Here is a 24407-nt window from a genome sequence, read left to right on the forward strand (position 1 = left end):
GCTTGAGAGATTCATTCATGTAAGAGAGAAAAGCCCTTGTCAGGCCTCTTTCTGCACGAACGGGGAAATCTCGCGCAGGCGGTCCACGATCCCGGGCATGCGCTCCAGCACTGCGTCGATGTCCTCATCCGTGGTGTAGCGGCTGAGGCTGAAACGGATGGAGCCGTGCACCGCGGTGAACGGTATGCCCAGGGCGCGCAGCACGTAGCTGGGCTCCAGGGAGCCGCTGGCGCAAGCCGAGCCGCTGGAGGCGCAAATTCCGTACTCGTCCAGCATCAGCAGGATCGACTCGCCCTCGATGAACTCGAAGCTCACGTTGAGCGTGTTGTGCAGACGGTTCCTGCCGTTGACCCGCGAGTCCGTGCAACTGGCCAGGAGGCCTTTTTCCAGACGGTCACGCAGGGCGCGCACCCGCCCGCTCTCCTCGGACATGCCGTCCAGGGCCAGCTCCGCCGCCCGTCCCAGCCCGATGATCCCGGGCACGTTCTCCGTGCCGGCCCGCTTGCCGTTCTCCTGGTGCCCGCCGTGGATCAGCGGGTTGATCTTGGTGCCCTCGCGCACGTAGAGCGCGCCGATACCCTTGGGGGCGTGTATCTTGTGGCCGGACATGGACAGCAGGTCCACCGGGATTTTTTTCAGGTCGATGGGCAGCTTGCCCGCCACCTGCACGGCATCCGTGTGGAACAGCACCCCACGCGCCTTGGCTATGGCCGCGATCTTCTCGATGGGAAAGATCACCCCGGTCTCGTTGTTGGCCCACATCACGCTGATCAGGCCGGTGTCCTCGGCAATCGAGCGCTCCAGTTGCTCCAGGTCCAGAGCGCCGTCGCTGTCCACCGGCAGCTCGGTCAGACGGTAGCCACGCTGGTCGCGCAGGTAATGGCCCACCTCGCGCACGGCCGGGTGCTCCACCCGGGTGGTGATGAAATGCCGCTTGTTCGATGGCAAGAGCTCAAGGGTGCCCAGGATGGCCTGGTTGTCGCCCTCGGAGCCGCCGGCGGTGAAAATGATCTCCTCGGGCGTGGCGTTGAACAGGGCGGCCACGCTGGCGCGGGCCTGGTCCACCTGACGGCGCACGCCCCCGCCGAAACTGTGCATGCTCGATGGGTTGCCGTAGAAATCGGTCAGATAGGGTTGCATTGCCGCCACGACTTCCGGGGCGATCATTGTCGTTGCATTGTTGTCGAGATAGACTGTACGGCTCACTTTGCCTCCACCACAACCAGGTCCTCCGAGACGAAGGACTTCAGTTTGGGTTCAACCAGGGTCTTGAGCGTGAACTGGGCCACCCGGCATTCCACACAGCTGCCGCGCAGCGAGAGGATCACCTTGTCCCCGTCCACGTCCACCAGTTCCACATCCCCCCCGTCCTTCTTCAGCTCGGGGCGGATCTCGCGGTCAATTGTTTCCTGGATAAGCTGGATTTTCTGAATGTTGGTCAACTTGCGCTTGGGTTTGGACACCTCGGGCTGGCTCTCTTTCACCGCCAGGTGGCCGTTGATCCGCTCCAGTATCTGGGCTATCTCATCCTTACAGCCGCCGCAGCCGCCGCCGGCCTTGGTGTAGTTGGTCACCTGGTCCACTGTGCTGAGGCCGTTCTCGCGGATCGCCCGCTCGATCTTCTCCTCGGTCACGCCGAAGCAGATGCAAACCACCCGGCCCTCGAGCTGCACCTGGCCGATAGTGCCGTTGCGGTAGTTTTCGATAGCGGCTTCCAGGGCCTCGCGGCCCAGCACGGAGCAGTGCATTTTCTGCTCGGGCAGCCCGCCCAGGAATTCGGCTATGTCCTGGTTGGTAAGCTTTTCCGCCTCTTCGAGGGTCTTACCCCTGAGCATCTCGGTCAGGGCCGAGGCCGAGGCGATAGCGCTGCCGCAGCCGAAAGTCTGGAATTTGACATCCTCGATCCGGCCCTGTTCATCCAGCTTGAACATCAGGCGCAGAGCATCCCCGCAAGCCATCGACCCCACTTCCCCCACCCCATCCGCATCCTTGATGAATCCGACATTGCGCGGATGACGGAAATGGTCCATCACTTTATCGGTATAATCCCACATCTCTCGCCTCCCTCTGCACGTAATATTAACTGGGAATCACAATGATTTCAGTATAATATAATGTGCAGGTTTTGAAAAGGATTGCCATTCTTTTTTCAAGGTGCGCGCAGACTCCGAAGCTATGCCGCTCAGCTTTTCTTCCAGTCGGCACAGACAGCGGCGTGACGGTCGGCGATGGTCTGGGCCAGAAAATCCAGCGAGGTGAAGTCCTGCTCGGAGGGCGCGCCGCGGGTGAGGACCGTGTCGAGCATCTCTATATTGAGCCCCTTAAGCAACCCGTGGAGCTGGTCCTCCATCTTCGCCCCCCAGCCGTACGAGCCGATCATCGACACGAAACGGGCCTTGGGCCGCAGGGCGTTGACCAGGTAGGCGGCGTAGACCACCTTGGGGTGCATGCCGTTAAGGATATTGGGCGAGCCGAACGCCACCGTGGCGGCATCCACCAGGGCCATGGACAGACGGCCGGTGTCGGTCTCGGCCAGGTTGAAGAATTCCACCCGCACGCCGCGGCAGACCAGGGACTCGATGAAGCGCGTGACCATGCTCTTGGTGCTGCCGTGCATCGAAACATACGGAACCACCACCAGGTTTTTCGGCTCCTCGCCAGCCCAGTCGCGGTAGGTGTCCAGGATGAACCCGGGGTCATCGTGCAGGGGCCCATGGCTGGGTGCGATGATGTTGATCGTGCGGTCCTGGATTTTTTCCATGTTCCGGCGCACCGGACCGGAAAACGGCATCATCACCTCGGCGTAGTAGCGTTTGGCCGACTCCAGCAGACGGCAGCGGTCGGTCACGAACAGGTCGTTCGTGGCCAGGTGCGAGCCGAACAGGTCGCAGGAGAAAAGAATCCCCTCCTCGCGCAGGTACGTGAACATGGTCTCGGGCCAGTGCACCCAGGGGGCGTGGATGAACTCCAGGGTGCGCCCGCCCAGGTCGAGCGTCTGGCCGTCCTCCACGGTCTCGATCCGCTCGGGGTCCAGGGGCAGAAGGTCGAGCAGCATGTTGCGCCCCTTGGGCGTGCAGAGCACCTTGGCCCGTGGGAAACGCTCCAGGGCCGCGGGGAGCGAGCCGGAATGGTCCTGCTCGGCGTGGTTGGACACGATGTAATCGATATCCTTCCCCCCGGCGTCGTCGATACGCTCGAACAATATGGACTTGAACTCCGGCTCCACGGTGTCGATCAGCACAGTTTTATCCTTGCCGCGCACAAGGTACGAGTTGTAGCTCGTCCCATCCGGCAGCGGAGTTATTTCCTCGAACAGCCTGCGGTCCGGGTCGATCACTCCGACCCAGTGGATTCCATCTGCTATTTTGCGTGCTCGCATTTGTGACAGTCCTTATCTGTTTAATCCACCTGCGGGAGAAAGCTCTCCCCTTCGTCCATCCGCTCCTGGCAGGGCCAGGAAACGGATTATGAGAATGAAAGGTTTTATCCATAACAAAAGCGAAAAAACGCCCCCCTCGATGACCCGATCAACGGCAGGCCGCATCAGCGGCGGCACTTGATCCGGTTCATCTCCTGTTTCAGCAGGTCGAGGATCGCTATCAGCTTGTTTTCGTGCTCCTGCTCCTGAGCGGCGAGCATCTCGAAGAGCTTTTTAGTCAGCTCACGGCTGGCCGAGGAGGCGGTGCTGGAGTAAAGCTCGGCCGCGGCGCGCTCCTTGGGGATCATCCGCATCACCACTTCCATCACTTTTTCGACGTCCCGGCATTTTTCCTCTTCCGGCATGTCCTCGGAGTGGATCGCCAGGGAGCCCTCCCCCATGGCCACAGGCTTTCCGCGGGCGTCGTTCAGCTCCTGCTGCAGGATTTCCAGGGCCGCCCTCAGCTTGGCCTCGTGCTGCTCCTCCTGCTCGGCCAGGCGGGAGAACAGCACCTGGATCATCTCCGAGCGGGCCTCCTGGGCCGTGGTCAGGAAAGCGTCATGCGCCTGGCGCTCCTTGGGGATGCTGCGCACCACGACCTCGATCATGCGCTCCAGTTGTTTGACAACTTCCTTATCCATTGCATTCTCCCGGTCAGGAGGGGAAAGTTATTTTTCCACCGAAATACCCCAGGCCAACCACCGTGGGGGCCAGGGCCAGCACGCTCAGGCTGTAGGCCCAGTACCAGAGCCCGTGGCCGGCCAGCACGCCGTCCAGGGCCAGGAACAGAATACCGAACGCCACCCCCAGCAGCAACACCAGCAGGACCGACAGGAAAGTCTTCATCCGGTAGATATGCGTCCAGATCCCGCTGTAGTTGTAGTACCAGCTCAAAAGCCCGGTGGCGATGGAAACCGGAGTGCCCAGGGCGGCCACTATCAGGTTGTAGTAGGAGGCCTCGACCATGTAAGGCAGCGGCGTGACCAGGCCAAGGAAAGTGAACAGCGAGGCGGCGATGCACAGGGCGATCGGGAAGTGGACCGAAATGGGGTGCGGGTGCTCATCCAGAATGCGCGAGACCAGGCGCGAGGGGGTTTTCATCGCCATAGTGGTGGCCGGGGCCGCCTCGCGCGGCCCGATCTCGGCCACTGAGGTGAATTTCCCGAACACCTCGGCCCCGTGCGGGGCGGCTTTCAGCGCGGCGGTCAGATCACGGCCGGCCTGGTGGCTCTTGAAATGCTTTCCGTTTTTCCAGAGCCGGCTTTCGGTGACATCGTAAATCCGGCCCTCGAAAGCGACATAGGCCTTGTTGCCCTCCACTCCATCGTGCTTTTGAAGTTCATCCTGTTCCATACGGTCCATTGAGAGTGCTCCCGGAAATGACGGATATCTCAGTGTAATTTGGGAGTGGCCGGAGCTGGGGGTCCTCACCCGCTTCCGGGATTTCAGGAACGCGGTTCCGCTCTGGGATCAACCTAAAGATAGCTCGGCAGGAAAATCAAGTCAACTCGGGCGGCCGTGCAACGCTCGGCTCGGGGCCTTCGGACAGAGGCGCCGGGCCTCACGCAGGGAATTAACTCGCAAAATGCCGCTTTGTTTCACAGGCAGCGGAAAAAAGCCGGGGCCCCGTATCGGCAGGGCCCCGGCCGGTTTTACTCAAGCCACCTGAAAGATCACTGCATCTTCCAGGACAGGGTGAAAACATGGTTCTGGGTCAGACGGCCCCAGTCACGGTAGGCGTAGTCCACGGCCAGGGCGATGTCCTTGTAGATACGGTACTCGATGCCGCCGCCGGCGCTCAGGCCGCGCATCTGATCGCCGCCGTCCAGGCCCACCTCATCCCGCTCGATGCTCCAGCCCCAGCGCAGGGCGCCGGAGAAACGGGAGCTCATCGTGCGGGCCAGCTCGGTGCCCACCGCGAACGAGGTGGGCATGTAGTTGTTCTCGGCGAACTGGCCGGCCAGGGTCCAGCGCATGTCACTGGAGCTGTAGACATCCATGGCCATGGCGGCCATGAAGCTGGTCGGCAGACTGAACCGGCTGGTGCTGTAATAGGCGTTCCGGTTGTCACGATGGAAAATCCGGTTGCCGGCCCCGTCCATCAGACGGTCACTGTAAATTTCCTGCGGCTTGATCTGGATGAACAGGTTCTCGCCGAACAGGCGGATGTTGCTCCCCAGGTTCGAGATGACGAAAGAGACCCGGACCGGCTTCTCGAACAGGTTGGTGTGATAGTTGGTGCCCATGTCGAAGGCGATGGCGTTTCCGCTCATCTGGTAGATCGACTCGCGCACACCCTTGACATTGATGCCGGCCGAGAACCGGTCGCTGAAATTGAACGACAGCGTGGCCCCGTACTGCAGACTGTAACCGTCGTAGTACGCCCCGGTGCCGTCCGGAGACTCGATGGTCGTGATCTCCTCCTCGGCGATGTTGAGGATTCCGAAGAAGCCACCCAGGACCAGGCGGCCGTCCAACAGGGGCATCGCCCCGGCGGTGTAGTCTAACGAGAAATCCAGGGGCATGTCCACATGGTTGAAAAACACCTGCGGGCCCTCGATGAACGCCACCCCCGCCGGGTTCCAGTAAACCGCCGAGATATCGTCCGCCTGGGCGGCGAAAGCACCGCCCATGGCGATACCCCGGGCGCCCACGGGCAGAGTCAGGAACTCGGCCGCGCGGTTACCGACACTCGAGAAATCGGCCACCCGGCCACGCAGCGGATTGGTCAGAGTCGACCCGCTGTCGGCCGACAACGCCGCGGGTATGACCAGGGCTGCCACCAGGCTGAGGATGTAGCCTTTATTTATGTTAAAGCGCATCTTGTCCTCCATCATGCTGGCAATTTACAGTCCGTTATTGCCGGACGGACTCAGTGGATAATGGCGAACTTGCCCATGTGCTTCCGGCCCGTCTCATGATCCTCAACGTGGTAGATGTAATACCCGCTGGCGATCTTCTGGTTGAAACGGGAACGCACCTTCCAGATCGTGTCCCCGGTGCCGTCGGTGTGCTCGATTATATCGACTAGGTGACCGGCCACCGTGTAGATCCGGATCGTGCAGACTCCGGGCAGGTTGGTGAAATGAAGCTCCACATCGTTCGTCGTCAGGTCCAGCGGACTGGAGGCGATGTACGGATTGGGTACGACCCGGATGCGGCTCAGGTCGCGCTCGGCCAGGTTCAGCGTGTCGGGTTTCAGCGACACCAGCCAGCGGCTGCCGGCCACCGGCTTGCGGTGGTCGTAGTTGAAAGCGCCGGGGAAATCCGTGCCGCCGCGATACGGGTTCTGCGAGGCGTCCACCCCCTGGCGCATCCTGATCTTCCAGACATCGCCCGCCGCGGGCAGTGCGGTGATGCCGTTGACCTGGAACATCACGCCGCAGACATACAGGTCCAGGTCCTGGGTGCCGGTGAAATCGGCCACCCCGTCGCCGTACGGCACCATTTCTTCAGTTTCCGGGTCCTGGACCTCGCGGCCTGCCTCGTCGAAATCGGAGGGCTTGAGCGCCTGGCTCAGCTTGCTCACCAGGTAGAGATTGCGGCGCACGCCGTCATCCACGGCGTAGGGCTGCTTGCTGCCGTCGGCCAGGGTGACCTCTTGGGCGATCAGCTCTTCGCCCGGTACCTCGGTGCCTTCGATCACGTCGAACATCTCGTGCGCGGTCTGATGGTCGACCGTTATGTCCAGCGCGCTCTTGTCTTTCGGCACGAAACCCCAGCCGTCGTTGGGCAACTGGTTGAACTGCACCGGTACCTTGTTCGACTCGTCGTAGACTTGCAGGGTCAGGTCGCCGCCGCCGGCGTCCACCCACTTGACCTCGATGTCGGCGGTGCGGGTGCCGGCGTAGATGTGGCCGATGTTGAGGGCGTTGGCCAGCATCGTCATCGCTTCCTTCTCGCCTACACCGTAGTTGTAGGCGAAAGCTGCGAAACCGTAGGAATCCCAGAAATAATCGGTCAGCTCGGTGCGCTGATGGCCGTGGCGCACGTTCTCGTAGGCCATGTGGCCGCCGATCTGGATCGGCTGGCAGACAAAGCCGTTCCAGTTGTCGGCCCACAGCGAGAAATCGAGGCTGGCGACAACGCTGCCCTGGGTCTTGATCGGCAGTGAGCCGCTCAGTTCCACGTCATCGCCCCACGGGTCGTACTTGCCCATGCTGCTGACCATCGTAGCGCCGAACTGGTTGTGGTTGCCGTCCTCGGCGTGGAGGTGGATGTCCCATTGGGCATCGTGGTAGAACCCCATCGCGGGGTCGAAGTCCTCGGGCGTGTTCACCACGCTGTCGACGACTAAATACAGGGATTTGGGCAGGAGCGCCGGATCGCCGTTGGCGATAGTCACGTTGGTGATCGACAGGCCGTTGGTCGCGGCCGGCTGCGTCACGCCCGCTTCCAGCATCCCGTCGGCGTCCAGGTTGATCGTGCCCGGCTCGCCGATCGTGGAGCCGTCAGGATACAATTGGCTGGTGCCCTGCACGCTGGCCGCGATGTAACCGTTGGCCGAGGTGCGCGGGGTGCCCTCGCGGGTGTTGATCCCGTTCTTGTCCAGCGAGATCAGCTGAAGGCCCGACTCCAGCGACTCCTGGCCCGTGTTGGTGGGCTGGTAGTCGAAAGCCGTGACCGCGTAGTAGTAGTGCACGCCGTTGTACAGGCCGATCTTGTTGCTCAGGCCCTGGCCCTGGTCGACGAAGATGTACTTGAGGCCGGTGTCCTTGACATCGTCATCGCCCTTGAAGCCGACATCGAACGGATCGACCGTGGTGCTGGGGAAATCCGGCACCCCGTCGCCGTTCACATCCACGCCTTCCTGAGTCACGTAGGAGGCCGAGGAGGTGGTCACCCCGTCCGCCTTGTCGAACTGCGCCACCAGGATCGCGGACTTGGGGTCCGAGGTCAGCGCACGGTAGACCCGGTAGCCCTGGAAATCGTACTTCAGGTAATCGGGGTTATAGGTGGCCGCCGGTGTGCCGTCCGGGTTGGTCGGCACCTGGCTTACCGGGTAGAACGGGTCCGGGGTTTTCTCGGGCAGATCGTCCCAGGTCACCACCACCGATCCGTCGCGCTCGATCAGCCGCAGGTTGGGGCTGACCGGCGGGGAGGGCAGGTTGAAATTCGTGTCGAACGTGTTCTGCACGGTCTGCGCCAGACCGGCCAGGGGCCTCAGCTCGCCCTCGAACGTGATGTCATCCACGTTGGGCGGGTTGCGCAGCGGCTCGGCCAGCAGGTAGGCCACTTCCACTTTCTGGAACTTCCCGTCGAACGGCAGGTCGAACGGGCCGGTGAGCAGACGGGCGCGCAGGTCGTCCTGGAAGTCCGAGATGATCAGGTCGGCGCTCGGGTCCCAGTGCGGCTCGGTGACCTCGCCCGGAGCGTTGATCATGATCCGGTAGGCCTCGGCGTCGGTGTTGGGGTCCTCGCGCGGGCCGCCGCGGTTGGTGGTGATGGTGAAACCGGTCAGGCCGATGCGGTTGGGCTCACCCTCCTCATCCACCACCCCGTCGCCGTTGTTGTCGATCCCGTCAGGGGGACGGCCGACCTGGGTCGGGCTGTCCAGGAACTTGATCCCCAGGAAACCCACCGGGTTGGTGAAATTGGCTTCCGAGAAATCGCTGTCCCAGTAGATCGCCATGTTCAGCTTGGGCGAGACCCCGGCGCGGTCGTCATCCGCCTCGCCGATATCGAAGTCGGTGTTGACCACGGCCAGCATGTCCTTGATCAGGTACGGGCCCTGGACATCCACCGCGCCGTCGCCGTTGATATCGTCATGCACGTAGTCGGAGACGTTCTTGAAACGCCACTCGACATACATGATGTCTTTCTGCGAGGTGACGGAGAAGAGCTTGACCCGCTGATAGGTCTCCACCCCCAGACGGAACGAGCCAGCCGCCGGATTGACCGGGCCGCCGATGTCCGTGTAGAAAGTGACAATGTCCTGCTGGCCGAAAACCTTGGGCTCGCCGTCCTCGCCGCGGAACTCGGCCGGCCAGGCGGTCAGGTCCGCGGCCACCGTGCTGGAATACAGACGGTTGGCGGGATCGTCCTGGCTGTTGGAGGCCTTGCCCTCGCGCCATTCCTCATCGTACACCGATTCGGTTTCCACCGTGTCCTGGTAGACACCGTCACCGTCAGAATCGAAGATACCGGCCACGTGCAGGCCGGACTGGAACACGTACTGATCGGTGCGGGCGCGCCAGAAACCGCCACCCGTGGTGGAACTTCCGCCGGGGTCTTTACCCAGGTTGCCCCGGTTGTCCAGGCCGAATATGATGCTGTTCGTCGTGGTGAACATGCGGCTGATAACGGAAAGGTCCGTATCCCCGGCGCGTTTGAACTTGCCGGTGTCACCCGGCTTCCTGGCGCCGGCCAGTTGCGGCAGCGCCAGAGACAGAGCGACCGTCACCAGCGCGACCGCCCTGAGGATTCTTCTGAAACCGTTCTGCATTGAGTTCTCCTTTGGCTGATCCTGATCTCGATTACAGGTTTTTGCCGTCAGAAACCTGGCAGCCCGGGCGACATGGAAGCCGCGCCCGGGAGAACCTTGAGCCTAAAAACTGTACTCGACGCCCAGACGGACCTCACGCGGGTTGAGCCAGAACAGCGGGTCCATGTCCTGGGCACGGCCCTTGGCGTACGAGGCGGCTGCGGCCTCGGACTTCGTCACGTAGCCGTCCTTGTTCAGATCGCGGATCAACTGGGCTTCGGTGGTCACCGCAGTGGCCTGAGCACTCGGGAGAAGCTCTTCGAGGAAATACTTGTCCACGCCCACCTGGCCTGAGGTGGGATCGACAGCCTGCTGGCCGTAGTTGACGTTTTCGAAGAGGTTCATGATCGTCACATACAGGTTGAGGCGCCTGTTCCCCATGGCGAAGGACTTGTTCAGCCGCAGGTCGGCGCTGACATAGCCCGGCATTCGCGCGCTGTTCGCCGCGGTGATGAAATTACCCTGCTCGTCCACCGGAGTGTACGGGGCGCCCGAGTTGTAGGTGACATCGAAATAGGCGCCGGCGTTCCGCAGGACGCTCCCAAGATGGGTGCCTTTCTGGAAATCGTCCGGGAACAGCAGGTTGAGCATCACATTGAGCTGGTGCGTCCGGTCGTCATCCGTCGGCGCGGGGTCGGACGGAGGCGGCGGGCTCTGGTTGGTGAACGGGTCGAGCTGACGGGCCAGGGTGCGCACATACTCCTGCGGGTCGCTCTGGGTCGAGCGGGCGAACATCAGCGAGTAGGTGGCGCGCACGCCGAAATACCTGGAGTAGCGCTTGTCCATGGTCAGGTCGAAACCGCGCACGTTGCCGTTGTCCTGGTTGGCGACAACCTCCATGTTGCCCTGGCCGCGGATTACGTAATCCGGGGCCACCAGGGCCAGACGGCGCAGGTCGTCGGCCGTGGCCAGACGCAGTCCGAAATTGCCGCGGATTTCGCGGTTGTAGCCGACGAAATCCAGCACCATGTCCTCGGACAGCAGCGTGGTGAAACCGGCCTCGAACTGGATCGTCTGAGCCATGTCCAGCCAGCCGTTGCCGAAATTCTGGTTTGGGTTCGACAGGGCGTCGGTGGCAAAGTCACGCTCGCTCATCGCGTACATCAGCTCGAACGGCGCCACCTGGTAGAAATGCCCGTAGGACAGGCGCACCTGGGTGCGGTCCGTGATCGGGTGTGCCACGCCGATGCGCGGGCTGAAATGCGTCTTCGCCTCCGGCACAGCCGTGGGGTCACTGAAATCAGGGTTGTTCTGTCCGACTATGATCGGGAAGGCTTTGTTGACATTGTAGCGGTCCATGCGCACGCCGAGGTCGATCACCAGATCGCCGAAATCCATGCGGTCCTGGGCGTAGACACCCAGCAGCCGCGGCTTGGCCACATACTGGTCATCGGTGAACTCGCCGTAATAGAACCGGGTCACCTCGGTCGCGTTCCACCACAGGTTCTCGAACCCGACTTTCACGCGGTTGTAGCGGTCGAGTTGGCTGTCCATGTCAAACTTGAGGCCCCAGCGCTTCTCGGTGTCGTTGCGCAGCGGCAGGGACATGCCGTTGTTGACGAACTGGCGCGGGTACATGCGGTCGCCGCGTTCGCCCTTGCGGCTGGGAGTGGTGGCGCCGAAGATGTTGCTGGCCGTGACCTGGTCGGTGGGCCAGTGGTGTGTCCGGTCTATATCCGAGTGCGTGGCATCCGGTTCGATCGCATCGTTGGCGTACCCGTCGGACGAGACCGCGGAGTACAGCGAGTAGCGGTTCATCTCGTCCTCATCGTAGAACCCGATGTTGCCTCCCACGCCCATGAACGTGTTGCGACCGACATAGTCCTCCAGCAGCAGGCCGCCGTCCAGGTCGTTCTTGAAATAGGACAGGCGCAACTGGCTGTTGACCGAGCGGTTGCTGTTGCGGAAGAAAGTCCAGTCCATGCCGGCCATGCCCATGTCGGTGGTCAGACGTTGGGCCTGGTTGGTCCGGTACGGGTTGTTGAACATGTAGGCATGATCGTAGTACTGACGCTGGTCACGGCTGCGATGGTACACCGTGATGAACTTCATCCAGTCGGTAGGGGCATAGGTCGACTTGAAAGACGTGGTGTAAAGGTCCTTCCAGTTGCCGGGCAGGCGGGCCGGGTTGGAGTTCATGTAGGGCCCGGAGTACAGCGGGTTGGCCACGGCCACGCCGCTGGCGAACGCCGCCGCAATGGCATCGGGCGAGGTGGTCGCCTTGCCGTCCGCATCCAGGGTCCAGAGCCGGCCGGTGGTCGGGTCGATCTGGATCAGGGGCTGGGCCCCAGAGCGCAGAGTCCCGTCCGTCGCGACATCCGCCGGGTTGGCGATGACCATGGATTGGGTCAGCAGACGGAACGGCAGGCCGTCCGTGCGGCTGAAACCGCGGGTGTAGGTTCCATCCTCGTTCACCACTCCGTAGCCCAGATCGGGGGCCTTGGTGGTGGTCCGGTACTCGGCGAAAGAGTTCACCGTCAGCGGGTTGATCGCATCATCCCGGTCGGCCACCCCGTCGGTGACCACGCCCACGTTTCCCAGGTCCCGGTTGAGCGAGTTGATGAAACTCTGGGTCACACCGCGGAAACCGCCCTTGTCACCGCTCAGGCGCGGGGTGGCGTCCGCCTGGCCGCGTATCATGCCGGCGACGAAGAAATTTAGCTTATCGCCGTAGATCGGGCCGCCGAGGCTTCCCTCAAGATTGTTGTAGCCGTAATCCATGCCGCGGGGGTTGGCCTGGTCGGTGATGAATTTCAAATTCCCGGCCATCTGCGTGCCGCCCTGCTTGGTCACGATGTTAATCAAGCCGGACTGGGCGTTGCCGAACTCGGCCTGGAAACCACCGGTGATAAGGTTGACCTCCTCCATCGCATCGTTCGAGACCACCAGCGGGTTGATCACGCCGCCGGCGCTCGTTTCGACCGCGCCGCGGTCCTCGGTGCCCTGCTGCTCGTTCTGCGCCTTGACCAGCACACCGTCCACGTACATGGCCTCCTCACCCTCCCGCCCACCGCGCAGCGAGAAGTTGCCGGAGTAGTCGACCACCACGCCGGCTTGGAGGTTCATCATGTCCGAGATCTGTGTCTCCGCCATGTTCTGGATGTCCTGGGCCCGCAGATTCTGGCGGGTCTGGACATTGTCACGGGCTACCAGCGGGTCGCTTTCGCCCTCGATCACGATCGCCTCCATACCGATCACCGTGCTGGTGAGTTCGGCGTTGACCGTGATCGTGTTTCCGGCCGGAACGCGCGCGTCCACTACCTCGACCGGCTTGTAGCCGGTGAAGACGAACTTGACAGTGCGGTTGCCAACCGGGACGTTCAGGATAAAGTAGTAGCCGTCCTTGTTCGTCACGTTACCCAGACGAGTGCCCACGACAGTGACCTGCACCCCGGCGATCGGGTCGCCGGTGTCTTTGTCCCGCACGATACCCTCCAGCTTGCCGGAGGTCTGGGCAAAGACCTGACCGGCAAACAACACCAGGGCCAGGCTCATCACTAACCACAGCATACAAAACCTGTGCATAGAACTCTCCTGTCGTTAACGTCAGAGAACTCTGCTCGTCGAAATCCGAGTTTTCAACCATTTTAGGCCATTCACCCTCCTTTCCCGACAGAGTCAGACGTAACAGATTGAAGGGAATGGGATTACGTGGTTCATTATACCATCATAATCGTGTGCGCTGTCAAGAAATTTATAGAATGCTGTTACATTAAACGGCTCTGCGGGCCGTTTTTCTTAAAAAAATGGAACAAATGGCCGCAACCGGTGATAGAAAACAGGGTAAAAGAGAAATTTTTGATGAGGGGAAAAAGGACGCAAGCAACCCGTTCTTCCCACCTGGGGAAATGAACCTGGCAGCCGCATAGAGCATTGCTATCCTCTGGCCTGAAAAGTCAGAGACAATTTAGTCGACTTTTAAGTGGAAATTATACTAAAAATTGTTCGTTTTGAAAACAAAAATCAAGCGGAAAACAAACCTCAGTCTATTTTTTTCGGCGAGTTCTTAAGAATAGTGTAGGCAAGGTTCAACCCGTGAAGCGTCAGGTTCGGGTCTACGGTGTCGAACTGGCGGCAGTAGCGGGACAGCATATTCACAAACCCACCCGTGGCAATCACCCGGCAGCCGGGCATCCACTCTTTTTTCAGCATGCTCAGGATTCCGTCGATCTGGCCGACCGCGCCGAAGAAAATCCCCGACTGCATCATGCTGCGCGTGCTGCGCCCGATCACGCTGGAGGGCACCTCGATCTCGACCCGGCTGAGCATGGCGGCTTTCTTGACCAGGGCCTCGGCGCAAGTGCTGATCCCCGGCGCGATCACCCCACCCTCGTAAGCCCCGTCCGCACGCACCAGGTCAAAGGTGGTGGCCGTGCCCATGTCGACCACGATCGAATCCACCGCGTAGCGCTCCCGCACGGCCAGGGCGTTGACCACCCGGTCCGGGCCGATCATCTCGAGCGGGGTGTCGACCCGGAATGCCAGCCCCAGCGGCGACAGACCGTCCACGATCACCGCCTCGCGCTCGAAATAGCGCTGGGCCAGTTTCTGGAACACGTAGGTCAGCGTGGGCACCACCGAGGCGATCACCACACCGTCCAGGCCGGAGCTTCCCACCGAGCGCTCCAGCATGTAGCAGACCATATGGCCGTAATCGTCCACCGTGCGGCGGATGTTCGAATCGATCCGCCAGTGATGGATTATTTCCCGCTCGCGGAAAAGCCCCAGCACGATGTTGGTGTTTCCGATGTCGACTGCGAGAAGCACTCTGTATCCTCCGGGTTCAACAGGGATTGCATCCTGTTATAATCCTACATCGCAAGCGTTCAGAAAGCAACCACGTGCCCCTGTTCGATCCGGCAGGGACCCAGCGGCGGCGGGCATTCGAGCAGCAACGCCCCGGCCTCGTCGATCCCGCGGGCCCGGCCCCGCAGCCGCCCCCGGTCCGGGGTCTCGACCTCGACCTCGCGGTCGCGCAGGAAATCGCGCCGCTGGACCCGGGGCAGGCAGGCCGAGAAACCGTCGGTCAGAAAGCTGAGATAGCCCTGCTCCAGGTGGTCGAGGATTGAACTCAGAAGCTGCACCCGGTCGAAACGACGCCCTCCGGCGGCCAGACTGAGCGAGGTGGCGCTGCGCCGCAGCGGCGCCGGGAATTCCTCCAGGTTCACGTTCAGCCCGAAACCCAGGATCACATGCCGCAGGCGCTGGCCCGCCAGGCCGCTTTCGCACAGGATTCCAGCCACCTTGCGCCCGCCGATCAGGATGTCGTTGGGCCATTTGATCAGCGGCTGAAGGCCGGTGGTTTCCTCCACGGCCAGGCAGATACTGCACGCGACCAGGATACCCAGGGTGCCCAGGCGCTCTGGGGCGATTCCGGGCCTCAGGATCAGGCTGGCCCATATTCCGCCGCCCGCGGGCGAGTGCCAGGCGTTGGCGCTGCGGCCGCGGCCGCGGCTCTGCTCCTCGGCCACCAGCAGGGTCCCGTCCGGCGCACCGCTTTCGGCCAGCATCCTGGCGGTCTGGTTGGTCGAGCCGAGGATCCGGTAGACAAACAGGCAGCGGCCGAGGAAAGAGGTGGTCAGTGCGTTCTCCACCTCCAGGTAATTCAGGCACTCCGGCGCACCGTACAGCCGCCAGCCCTGCACCTCGTCCCCATCCACCCCCCAGCCCTGCAACCTGAGCAGCTCGACGGCCCGCGGGATATCCCCCCCGGAGTCGTCATCCTCGTCCACGGCCCCGCCCAGACCCATCTCCCGACGGAGGGCGGTCTCGTCCAGGTAGCGCCCCTCATTGGCGCGAAGAGCATCCACCAGTTTTTTTTCGAAGGCTGAGGCGGACATTTTGCGCTCAGTCCGTGGCTTCGATCAGCATGCTGAGATTGAGAATGCCCGAGGAGTGGGTCAGCGCGCCCACGGAGATGAAATCCACGCCCGTGGCGGCGATGGCCGACACGGTGCGCAGGTTGACATCCCCGCTGGCCTCGATCTCCGGCACCGGGCCCAGGCTGTGGTTGCGGATTATCTCCACCGCCACCTGCATCTGTTCCACGGTCATGTTGTCGAGCATGATCCGGTCCACCGAGACGCGCGCGGCCTCGTGGACCTCGTCCAGGGTCCGGGTCTCGACCTCGATCTTGAGCCCGAGACTGTTCTTCTTCTTGGCCACCTCCACCGCCCGGGTGATCCCACCGGCGGCGGCGATGTGGTTCTCCTTGAGCAGCACGTAGTCGAACAGCCCGATCCGGTGGTTGAACCCGCCCCCCACCCGCACCGCGTACTTTTCGAGCTCGCGGAAACCGGGCGTGGTCTTGCGCGTGTCCAGGATACGCACGCCGGTGCCCTCGACCCGCTCCATGAAACTGTGGGTCATGGTGGCCACACCCGACAGGCGCTGGATGAAATTGAGCAGGGTCCGCTCCACCTTGAGCAGAGCCAGGCTCTGGCCCTCGAGCTGGGCGATCACCTGCCCGGCGGCCACACTGGCCCCGTCCTCCAGGGTCGAGACCAGGGCCGGCGCCGGGTCGATCAGCTCCAGCAGATAGCGGGCCACCGGGATGCCGGCCAGCACTCCACCCGCGCGGGCGATGATCTTGGCCGAGCTACGGTGCTCGGGCGGGACCGACCAGAGCGAGGAATAGTCCCCGCTGCCCACATCCTCCTCCAGCGCGTCCTGGATCAGACGGCGCGTGCGCTCACAGAACATCCATTCTTTCTCGCTCAATCCATTGTCTCCCGGGTCGTTGTCGTCAACACCGCACAAGCTCAGAGAAGCGGGGGGCTCAGCCCAGTATTTTCCGGTAAAATGCCTCGTAGCGCCGGGTGATGGTCTCGATCTCGTAGTTTTCGAGCACCCGCTCGCGGGCGTGGCGGCTGAAAGAGTCGTAAAGCTCCTTGTCGGTCAGAAGGCGCAGGCAGTTGGCAGCCATGTCATCCACGTCTCCGATGTCGGAGAGGAACCCGCAGGCCCCGTGCTCCACCACCTCCTCCGGGCCGCCGCAGCGGGTGGAGACAGCCGGCACGCCCATGGACATGGCCTCCAGGATCACCAGGCCGAAACTTTCGGTGGCGCTGGGCTGGAGCACGATGTCGGCGCAGTTGAGCAGGCTGGCGATCGAGTCCTGCGCCCCGAGCAGAAGGATCCGGTCACTCACCCCCAGCTCGCCGGCCAGGCGCGAGACAGTGGCTGTCTCGGGCCCGTCCCCCACCAGCACCAGACGGCACTTGATCTTCTCAGCCACCTTGGCGAACACCTTGACCACATCGCCCAGACGTTTGACCGGCCGCATGTTGGAGATGTGCATTATCACTTTCTCGCCGCAGGGGGCCAGGTGCTTGCGGCAGCACTCCCCCTCCTTGTGGCGCGAGAACTCCTCGGTGTTGACGAAGTTCGGGATCACCTCGATGTGGTTGGCGATGTTGAAAAAATCGAGGGTCTGGCCGCGCAGGTATTCGCTGACCGCGGTCACGCCGTCCGAGCGCTCTATCGAAAAGCGGGTGATCTCCTTGAACGAGGCCTCCTGGCCCACCAGGGTGATATCCGTGCCGTGCAGCGTGGTGATCAACTTGATCGGGTGCTCCTGTCCCAGCATCTGCTTGGCGATCCAGGCGCTGGTGGCGTGCGGGATCGCGTAGTGCACGTGCAGGAGGTCGAGGCCGGTCTCGCGGATCACCTCGTGCATCTTGACCGCCAGGTTCAGGGTGTAGGGCTGGTGCTCGAACAGCGGGTAGTTCGAGACCTGCACCTCGTGAAAGTAGACATTGCTGATAAAGCCTTTCAGCCGGTACGGCAGGGCGTAGCTGATGAAATGTATCTCGTGGCCGTGACGGGCCAGTTGCTTGCCCAGCTCGGTGGCCAGCACTCCACTGCCGCCGTAGGTCGGGTAGCAGGTGATGCCGATCTTGAGCGGCTTTTCCTTGGCACTCATTTCAGGCTCCAGTCTTTGGATTCGATATACTGCCGCCAGTGCGCGGCCACCGCCCCGGCCAGCCCCTCGCCCCCCTCCAGGCGCAACGCGGCCTCCTGACGGCGGAACCAGGTGCGCTGACGGCGCGCGTACTGCCAGGTGCGGGCGGTGATCGCCTCGCGGGTCACCTCCGGGCTCAGTTCTCCCCGCGCCAGGGCCAGCATCTCGGCGTAGCCCAGGCTCTGGAACCCGGGGGCCTCGGCCGGCACACCCCGCTGCAGGAGCCCCTGCACTTCCTCCAGCCAGCCCGCCTCCAGCATCAGCTCCACCCGCCGGCCGATCCGGCTTTTCAGCACCTCGGGCTGCGGGTCGAGCAGCACGTAGAGCGGGCTGAATCTTTGCGGTGTCTGCGCGGCTCCATCCACCAGGAGCTCGGTCATGGTCCGTCCGGTCAGGCGGAACAACTCCAGGGCGCGGCTCACCCGCTGGAAATCGTTGGGGTGAAGCCTCGCGGCGCTGGCCGGGTCGACCCGCTCCAGCTCGGCGTGCAGGGACACGGCCCCCCCGCGCCCGGCCCGCGCTTTGAGTTCATCACGCAGATTCGCCTGGCGCTCCCGGTCGATCCCCTCCGGCTCCTCGAACAGCGGCTCGAACAGGGCCGCGATGTAGAACCCGGTGCCGCCGCAGACAATCGGCGCCCGGCCTTGTCCCGCCAATTTCTCGATCACAGCGGAGGCCTCGCGCGCGAACCGTCCGGCGCTGTACTTTTCGGTCGGCTCCACCCGGTCTATCAGGTGGTGCGGCGCCCGGGCCAGTTCCTGGGGCGTGGGCTTGGCCGTGCCGATATCCAGACCCCGGTAGACCTGGCGTGAATCGGCGGAGATTATCTCGCCGCCCAGCCTTTCCGCGGTCTCGACCCCCAGGACAGTCTTGCCCGAGGCGGTCGGTCCGGCCAGCACCAGCACTGGGATCAAGTTCGGCCGAACCTCCTGTCCACCTCCTCCAGCGACAGATGGACCATGGTGTTGCGCCCGTGCACATCCGCGTAGGGCAGCTCGGTGGCGAACAGACGGTCGACCAGCTCGTTCATCTCGCGGCCCTCCATACGGCGCCCGCTCTTGATCGCCGCGCGGCAAGCCAGGGAGCGGGCCAGGCGCTGGTGACGGGTGCCGGTGGAGCCCTGGCCCTCGCGCACCAGGTCGCGCAACATCTCGCGCAGGTAGCCCTCGGCGTGGCCCAGGCCCTCCAGGGCCGGGGTGGAGCGGATCACCACGCTGTTCGAGCCGAAATCCTCCAACTCGAACCCGGCCTGCTCCAGAAGGGCGGCGAAATCCAACGCCGCGGCGTGCTCCTCGGGCGACAGGTCGAGGGTGAACGGGAACAGAAGGCGCTGACGGCTCATGCCGCCGCGGGTCATCCCGGCCAGTATCTGCTCGTACAGAATGCGCTCGTGCGCCGCGTGCTGATCTATTATCATGCAGCCGTCCTTGGTCTCCACGAAAATGTAGCGGTCGTGGAGTTGCCAGATCTCGGGCAGCACGGTCGGCGACTCCACCGCTGTCCCGGCCGGCGCTTTCTCCGGTTCCGGCCCGGCCTCCGGCACCACCTTGAGCGGGGCCGTGGACTGGGCTTTCGGCCCGGACGCGGCCGGCGTCAGGGGCATCAGGAACGAGGTCTGGAACGCTCCGGAGCCGCGTGCGCGCACGCTCTCGGCCACCCGCCGCGGCAACTGCCCGGGCCCGGGCGCCGCGGCCACACCCCCGCGGGTCAGCCGTCCCGAGGACATGGAGGCGCCTTCGAACTCCGGAGTGGCCCCGGTCGCGCGCAGCCCCTGCTCCACCGCCCTGTGCAGCAGCGAGAACAGGTAGCCCTCGTCCCGGAAACGCACCTCGAGCTTGGCCGGGTGGACATTCACATCCACCTCGGACGGGTCGAGGGTGAGGAACAGAAAGAACGACGGCTGCCCGGAGGACGGGATCGTGCTCTGGTAGCCCTGGCGCACGGCCTGGGCCAGCGCGCGGCTGAAAAACGGCCGACGGTTGATGAACATGTACTGCTCGGCGCGCATGTCCCCCACTGCGTCCGGGGCCTGGATCAGCCCGCCGATCGCGGACTCGCCCCGCTCCAGCAGCACGGGCAGCATCTTGCCTGTGCGCTTGGCCCCGAACAGGGCCTCGACCCGCTCGGACAGGGTGACCGCCGCCGGCGCGTTTATCAGCTCGCGGCCCTCGTGGCTCACCCGGAACGCGGTCTCGATCTGGGCCACCGCCACCTGGGTCATGTTCCGCAGGATATGCCGCAGTTCGGTCTGGTCCGATTTCATGAACTTGCGGCGCGCCGGGACATTGAAAAAGAGGTTGCGCACCGTGGCCGTGGTCCCGGCAGCGCGGGCGGTCTCCGAGACCTCCAGGGTGCGCCCGCCCTCGATCACCACCAGGGTGCCGGACGGGTCCTCGCGCGTGGCGGTCTCCAGCTCGAACCGGCTGACCGCCGCGATACTGGGCAGGGCCTCGCCCCGGAACCCCAGGGTGGCGATGTGCGCCAGGTCATCGGCCGAGCGTATCTTGCTGGTGGCGTGACGGCAGAACGCCAGCTCGGCATCCTGACGGCCCATGCCGGAGCCGTCGTCGCTCACGCGGATCAGACGGCTGCCAGCGGATTCCAGCTCCACGCCGATCCGCCGCGCACCGGCGTCCAGGGCGTTCTCCACCAGTTCCTTGACCACCGAGGCGGGACGCTCGATCACTTCACCCGCGGCGATCAGGTTCTTTGTTTTTTCATCCAGAAGGAGGATGCTGTTTTTCATTTTGTCCCTTGTGCGTCCGTTTTTGTCAAATCATTAAAATATAAACAATCTGCCGCCCGGCTGACAATCAAAAATTCCGGCATGCTCCGCCGCGCGCCACGGCTCGGCCGCGCAGGCACGGTTTTCAAGCTTGACAAAAGCCCGCCTGAAAAATACAATTAGCATTGTTTTCAAGTTAAACCACTGTCCGGAGACCCGCATGAAGCTCATCTCCCTCGATTCGCTCGAACCAGGCAAATCACTGGGACGGCCGATTTACAACGAGAAAGGCACCCTGCTGCTCGGTTCCGGGGTGGCGGTCTCGGCGCGTTACATCCGCCGCCTCAAGGAGATGGGCTACACCTCGGTCTACATCCACGAGAAGGGCTACGAGGACATCGAGGTCAAGGACGTGATCTCGGACCGCACCCGCCTGGAGGCCGTGTCAACGATCTCGGAGACATTCGAATCCGTACGCCAGAGCGGTGCGGGAGAGGACAAGCGGGTGGCGCTGGACAAGCAGCGGGTCACCGGCATCGCGGACAAGATAGTCGATGACCTGACCTCCTCCGGCGACCAGATCATGGACCTGATCGACCTGAAGAGCTTCGACAACTACACGTTCCTGCATTCGGTCAACGTCTCCGTGCTCACCGTGATGACCGCCGCGCACTCGGGCAAGTTCACCGGGATCGAGCTGCGCGACCTGGCCATGGGGGCGCTGCTGTTCGATATCGGCAAGGCGCATATCCCCCTGGAGGTGGTCCAGAAAAAGGGACGCCTGAGCGCCGAGGAGTTCCGGATCATGAAAAAGCACACCCAGATCGGGTTCGAAATCCTGCAGCACAAGTCGAACGTGAAACCGCTGGTGGCCAGCGTGGCGCTCCAGCACCAGGAGTATTTCAACGGCGCGGGCTACCCCAATGGCCTGGTGGGTGAGCAGATACACGTTTTCAGCCGCCTGACCTCGCTGGCGGATGTCTACGACAGCCTCACCTCCGACCGTTGCTACAAACGCCGTCTGCCGCCCCATGTGGGCCTGGACTACCTCCAGCTCGGCAGCGGCACGCATTTCGACCCGGCTTGCATCAAGGAATTCGTCAAGAGCGTGGCCCGGTTCCCGGCTGCCAGCACGGTGGTGCTCAACACCGGCGAGACCGGCGTGGTGGTGCAGAACCACTCCGACAACCTGGACCGCCCGCTGGTGCGTATCCTGACCACGCCGGACGGCAAGCCGGTGGACAAGCCGTTCGAGCTGGACCTGGCCAAGGAGCGCGAGCTGAGCATCCAGGACATCCGGGTCTGAAACTCAGAGCACGAGTCTCTTCCCGCTGCGGTTCGTTCGTGCGGCCACCTGTCCCCCACCCCTGAACTCCAGACTCACCGCCCCGTCCTCCATAGTTTCCAGCACCCGCGTCGAGTTTTGCTCCGGCCTTTCCTCCGCCCCGCGTTCCGGGACAATCCGCAACTCGCCCTTGTCCGTTCTGACCCGGCAGGCCCCGTCCTCCAGAAACAAATCCGCACCTCCGATCTCCAGGCTGAGACAACTGTCACGGCCCACCACGGCCGGGAAAGCCCCCAGGCGCAGGCTGTCGCCCGGGGCCAGCTCGACCAGGCGCGCCCCGCGGTAGACAGCGAAGCGCAGGAACTGGAAAGCCAGACTGTCCGAGGCGGCGGCCCGCGGCAGGAGTATGGTTCCCACCGCCACCCGGTCCAGGATATCCCAGGCCCAGCGCAGGCGCGACTGCTCCAGGCCGGGAAGGTAGAGCCAGTCCACTCGCCGGATACGGTGGCGCTCCAGGTACGGCACGGCCACGGCGCGGGCGGAGCTGAACGTGCCGCGCACTCCGCCGGAGGGGACTGTCAGAAGATAGCCGCCGGATGGAAAGCGCAGCACTGTGGCGTTCGAGGAGCCGAGGTCGAGAACGGTGGCCTCAGGATTGTCTGTCAGAGCGGATAGTGGAGCGCTCCAGGCCGCTGCGGCCAGCCACAGCGACACGACCAGGGTCAGGCGCGCCCCGGCTTTGGGCCGCCGCGAGACCAGACTCACCCCCTGCCAGACGAACAGCCAGAACAGGAGCATCTCCAGGGCCGCGGGCGGCGCGACTTTCTGCCACGACCAGTCCAGACCGGCGAAAAAGTGCGCCACGGACAACATGGCGTGAATCACCACCGCGTTGAGTGCGGCCATCACTTGGGCCGCCCCGCCCCAGACCAGGGCGACCAGGTCGGCCGCCAGGCCCAGGGGCACGGCGATCCCGGCCAGGGGCAGCATGAAAATGTTGGCCGCCAGCCCCGCCGCCGAAACCCCACCAAAATACAGGGCCAGAAACGGGGCCACTCCAAGTTGCGCCGCCAGACTGGCCAGGAACACGCGCAGCGGCCAGCCGGCCGGCCGCCGGTACCAGCCGCAAGCGCGCCAGCGGCTCTCCAGGTGCGGAACGAACAGGATTATCCCGGCCACGGCGGCGAACGAAAGCTGGAACCCGGGATCGAACAGCCAGAGCGGGTTCCAGAGCAGGAGGAGCGCGAAAGCTGCGGCCAGCAGGTTGAGCGGCCGGACAGTCCGCTCCAGCGGCGCGGCAAACAGGGCCAGGCCGCACATGAACGCGGCCCTGAGCACCGAGGGCCCGGCCCCGGCCAGCAACGCGAACAGACAGACGCCGGAAAGGCTGAGAATCGAGGTGCCCCAGCCGCGGCCGAGAAGCGGGACCAGGATCAGGTAGAGCAGCCCGGCCACGAACCCCACGTGCAGGCCCGAAACCACCAGCACATGCACCGTGCCGCTTAGGATGAAATCCTGGCGCACCGGGCGCGGGTTCTGCTCACGCAGCCCCAGGACCAGCGCCCCGGCCACACCCCGCACCTCGCGGTCGGGGTAAAGGCTGCGCTGAATATCGTTGAGCCGGGCGCGCAGGCGCTGAACGTATCCCGCACCGGCCGGCTCCAGAACCCTCAGGCTGTCGTCCTGTGCCACCCGGGCCAGCCCGGCCAGACCCTGCCCCTCTAAATAAGCCCGGTAGTCGAACAGGCCGGGGTTGGAGTAGCCGCTGCCACGGCGCAAACTGGCGGTCAGGGCCAGGCGCTCATCACCGCTCAGGCGGGCCTCCCAGCCCTCTGGCGCCTCGACCAGCAGGCCGAACCCGCCCGGCCGCCAGGCAGCCTGCCCCGGCTTTTTCCACTGCTCGATATCAAAGCGGAAACGGGTCCGCTGTCGCCCCAGCCAGGGGTCCTCCACGCTCCAGGGCGGACCGGTCAGATGTCCGATCAGCGCGCTCCAGCCGGGCGCGAAATCCCAGGCCGCGACCCGACGCTCTTCCTCGGCGGCGTGCAGGCGCAGGAGCACAAACCCGGCGCACAGCAATAGCCCGGCGGCAGCGTAAACATTCGGTTGTTTCAGATGAAGAAGCCGTGCTACGAGGAAGGACACCAGGGAGAGAACAAGCCCGGCGGCTGTGGCAGCGGGCAGACCCAGGCCGGGGAGAGCGTGCCCCAGGTAAATTCCGGCCCCGAGCAGGAACGCGAACACCAGGGACGGGGCTCTGCCCCCGCCGGTGCGCAGTGTTTCTTTTCCGAGCCTGTCCTTCTGCACGGGAAATTCTCCTGCCGGGACCCAATCTAAAGCATTGCTTTAAGTCGTGTCTATATCTTCTCCACTTTCAAGCTCATTCCAGTACTGCCAATCACTTTAGCCCGGATGATCTGTCCACGCAGGGAGCTGTCCGCGCTCAGGTAGGCGCTGAAATGACGGCGGGTCCGTGCGAGCCAGGTGGCGCCGCCGCTCTTGGCCGGGCTCTGTACCAAAACCTCCAGCTCC

16 protein-coding genes are annotated in these 24407 nt (G+C 63.6%); 1 reads left to right on the forward strand and 15 read right to left on the reverse strand.

What is annotated here, in order from left to right; translation table 11 throughout:
- Positions 1 to 39: 39 nt before the first annotated feature.
- The 14 genes from nifS to mutL form a co-directional block, all read right to left on the reverse strand.
- Positions 40 to 1206: a cysteine desulfurase NifS gene (gene nifS, locus LLH00_01420; GenBank protein ID MCE5269925.1), complete on the reverse strand. Its 1167-nt coding sequence runs from the start codon at positions 1204 to 1206 to the stop codon at positions 40 to 42.
- Positions 1203 to 2054 (reverse strand): Fe-S cluster assembly protein NifU, encoded by an 852-nt coding sequence (gene nifU / locus LLH00_01425; GenBank protein MCE5269926.1) that lies wholly within the window; start codon positions 2052 to 2054, stop codon positions 1203 to 1205. The genes nifS and nifU overlap by 4 nt, the downstream gene beginning before the upstream one ends.
- Before the next feature lie 128 nt (positions 2055 to 2182).
- Positions 2183 to 3379: an FprA family A-type flavoprotein gene (locus tag LLH00_01430; protein ID MCE5269927.1), complete on the reverse strand. Its 1197-nt coding sequence runs from the start codon at positions 3377 to 3379 to the stop codon at positions 2183 to 2185.
- Between the two features lie 164 nt (positions 3380 to 3543).
- Positions 3544 to 4059, reverse strand: a complete 516-nt coding sequence (locus LLH00_01435) for a hypothetical protein (protein ID MCE5269928.1) — start codon at positions 4057 to 4059, stop codon at positions 3544 to 3546.
- A 13-nt stretch (positions 4060 to 4072) separates the two neighbouring features.
- Positions 4073 to 4780: a hypothetical protein gene (locus LLH00_01440; protein ID MCE5269929.1), complete on the reverse strand. Its 708-nt coding sequence runs from the start codon at positions 4778 to 4780 to the stop codon at positions 4073 to 4075.
- Positions 4781 to 5091: 311 nt separating this feature from the next.
- The gene (locus LLH00_01445; protein ID MCE5269930.1) at positions 5092 to 6240 is read right to left on the reverse strand and encodes a PorV/PorQ family protein; all 1149 of its coding nucleotides are present in this window, start codon (positions 6238 to 6240) and stop codon (positions 5092 to 5094) included.
- A 50-nt stretch (positions 6241 to 6290) separates the two neighbouring features.
- The gene (locus LLH00_01450) at positions 6291 to 9863 is read right to left on the reverse strand and encodes a hypothetical protein (protein ID MCE5269931.1); all 3573 of its coding nucleotides are present in this window, start codon (positions 9861 to 9863) and stop codon (positions 6291 to 6293) included.
- A gap of 102 nt (positions 9864 to 9965) precedes the next feature.
- Positions 9966 to 13427, reverse strand: a complete 3462-nt coding sequence (locus LLH00_01455; GenBank protein ID MCE5269932.1) for a TonB-dependent receptor — start codon at positions 13425 to 13427, stop codon at positions 9966 to 9968.
- Between the two features lie 456 nt (positions 13428 to 13883).
- A complete protein-coding gene (locus tag LLH00_01460) occupies positions 13884 to 14669 on the reverse strand; it encodes a type III pantothenate kinase (protein ID MCE5269933.1) in 786 nt (261 codons plus the stop codon).
- Between the two features lie 59 nt (positions 14670 to 14728).
- Positions 14729 to 15742: a biotin--[acetyl-CoA-carboxylase] ligase gene (locus LLH00_01465; protein ID MCE5269934.1), complete on the reverse strand. Its 1014-nt coding sequence runs from the start codon at positions 15740 to 15742 to the stop codon at positions 14729 to 14731.
- A 7-nt stretch (positions 15743 to 15749) separates the two neighbouring features.
- Positions 15750 to 16604, reverse strand: coding sequence for a carboxylating nicotinate-nucleotide diphosphorylase (gene nadC / locus LLH00_01470; protein ID MCE5269935.1), 855 nt, complete (start codon positions 16602 to 16604; stop codon positions 15750 to 15752).
- A gap of 76 nt (positions 16605 to 16680) precedes the next feature.
- Entirely contained in the window at positions 16681 to 17826 is a 1146-nt protein-coding gene (gene bshA, locus LLH00_01475; GenBank protein ID MCE5269936.1) for an N-acetyl-alpha-D-glucosaminyl L-malate synthase BshA, read from the reverse strand.
- Positions 17823 to 18770: a tRNA (adenosine(37)-N6)-dimethylallyltransferase MiaA gene (gene miaA / locus LLH00_01480; GenBank protein MCE5269937.1), complete on the reverse strand. Its 948-nt coding sequence runs from the start codon at positions 18768 to 18770 to the stop codon at positions 17823 to 17825. The genes bshA and miaA overlap by 4 nt, the downstream gene beginning before the upstream one ends.
- Before the next feature lie 5 nt (positions 18771 to 18775).
- Entirely contained in the window at positions 18776 to 20611 is a 1836-nt protein-coding gene (mutL, locus tag LLH00_01485) for a DNA mismatch repair endonuclease MutL (protein ID MCE5269938.1), read from the reverse strand.
- A gap of 199 nt (positions 20612 to 20810) precedes the next feature.
- On the opposite strand from mutL, the gene LLH00_01490 reads away from it, so the two are divergent.
- Complete coding sequence (locus LLH00_01490) at positions 20811 to 21896, forward strand: HD-GYP domain-containing protein (GenBank protein ID MCE5269939.1); 1086 nt, start codon at positions 20811 to 20813, stop codon at positions 21894 to 21896.
- 3 nt (positions 21897 to 21899) lie between these two features.
- Here the strand turns inward: LLH00_01490 and LLH00_01495 are convergent, their stop codons facing one another.
- Positions 21900 to 24182 (reverse strand): ComEC/Rec2 family competence protein, encoded by a 2283-nt coding sequence (locus LLH00_01495; GenBank protein MCE5269940.1) that lies wholly within the window; start codon positions 24180 to 24182, stop codon positions 21900 to 21902.
- Positions 24183 to 24407: the final 225 nt, after the last annotated feature.

Source organism: bacterium (assembly GCA_021372515.1).
In the GTDB taxonomy this organism is placed as follows: domain Bacteria; phylum Gemmatimonadota; class Glassbacteria; order GWA2-58-10; family GWA2-58-10; genus JAJFUG01.

Excerpts from the sequence above, each read along its gene's own strand:
- nadC (MCE5269935.1), bottom strand. The coding sequence starts at position 16,604 with ATGTTCTGTGAGCGCACGCGCCGTCTGATCCAGGACGCGCTGGAGGAG.
- bshA (MCE5269936.1), bottom strand. The coding sequence starts at position 17,826 with ATGAGTGCCAAGGAAAAGCCGCTCAAGATCGGCATCACCTGCTACCCG.
- LLH00_01440 (MCE5269929.1), bottom strand. The coding sequence starts at position 4,780 with ATGGACCGTATGGAACAGGATGAACTTCAAAAGCACGATGGAGTGGAG.
- mutL (MCE5269938.1), bottom strand. The coding sequence starts at position 20,611 with ATGAAAAACAGCATCCTCCTTCTGGATGAAAAAACAAAGAACCTGATC.
- LLH00_01450 (MCE5269931.1), bottom strand. The coding sequence starts at position 9,863 with ATGCAGAACGGTTTCAGAAGAATCCTCAGGGCGGTCGCGCTGGTGACG.
- LLH00_01445 (MCE5269930.1), bottom strand. The coding sequence starts at position 6,240 with ATGCGCTTTAACATAAATAAAGGCTACATCCTCAGCCTGGTGGCAGCC.
- LLH00_01465 (MCE5269934.1), bottom strand. The coding sequence starts at position 15,742 with ATGTCCGCCTCAGCCTTCGAAAAAAAACTGGTGGATGCTCTTCGCGCC.
- LLH00_01430 (MCE5269927.1), bottom strand. The coding sequence starts at position 3,379 with ATGCGAGCACGCAAAATAGCAGATGGAATCCACTGGGTCGGAGTGATC.
- LLH00_01490 (MCE5269939.1), top strand. The coding sequence starts at position 20,811 with ATGAAGCTCATCTCCCTCGATTCGCTCGAACCAGGCAAATCACTGGGA.
- nifU (MCE5269926.1), bottom strand. The coding sequence starts at position 2,054 with ATGTGGGATTATACCGATAAAGTGATGGACCATTTCCGTCATCCGCGC.
- LLH00_01455 (MCE5269932.1), bottom strand. The coding sequence starts at position 13,427 with ATGCACAGGTTTTGTATGCTGTGGTTAGTGATGAGCCTGGCCCTGGTG.
- LLH00_01435 (MCE5269928.1), bottom strand. The coding sequence starts at position 4,059 with ATGGATAAGGAAGTTGTCAAACAACTGGAGCGCATGATCGAGGTCGTG.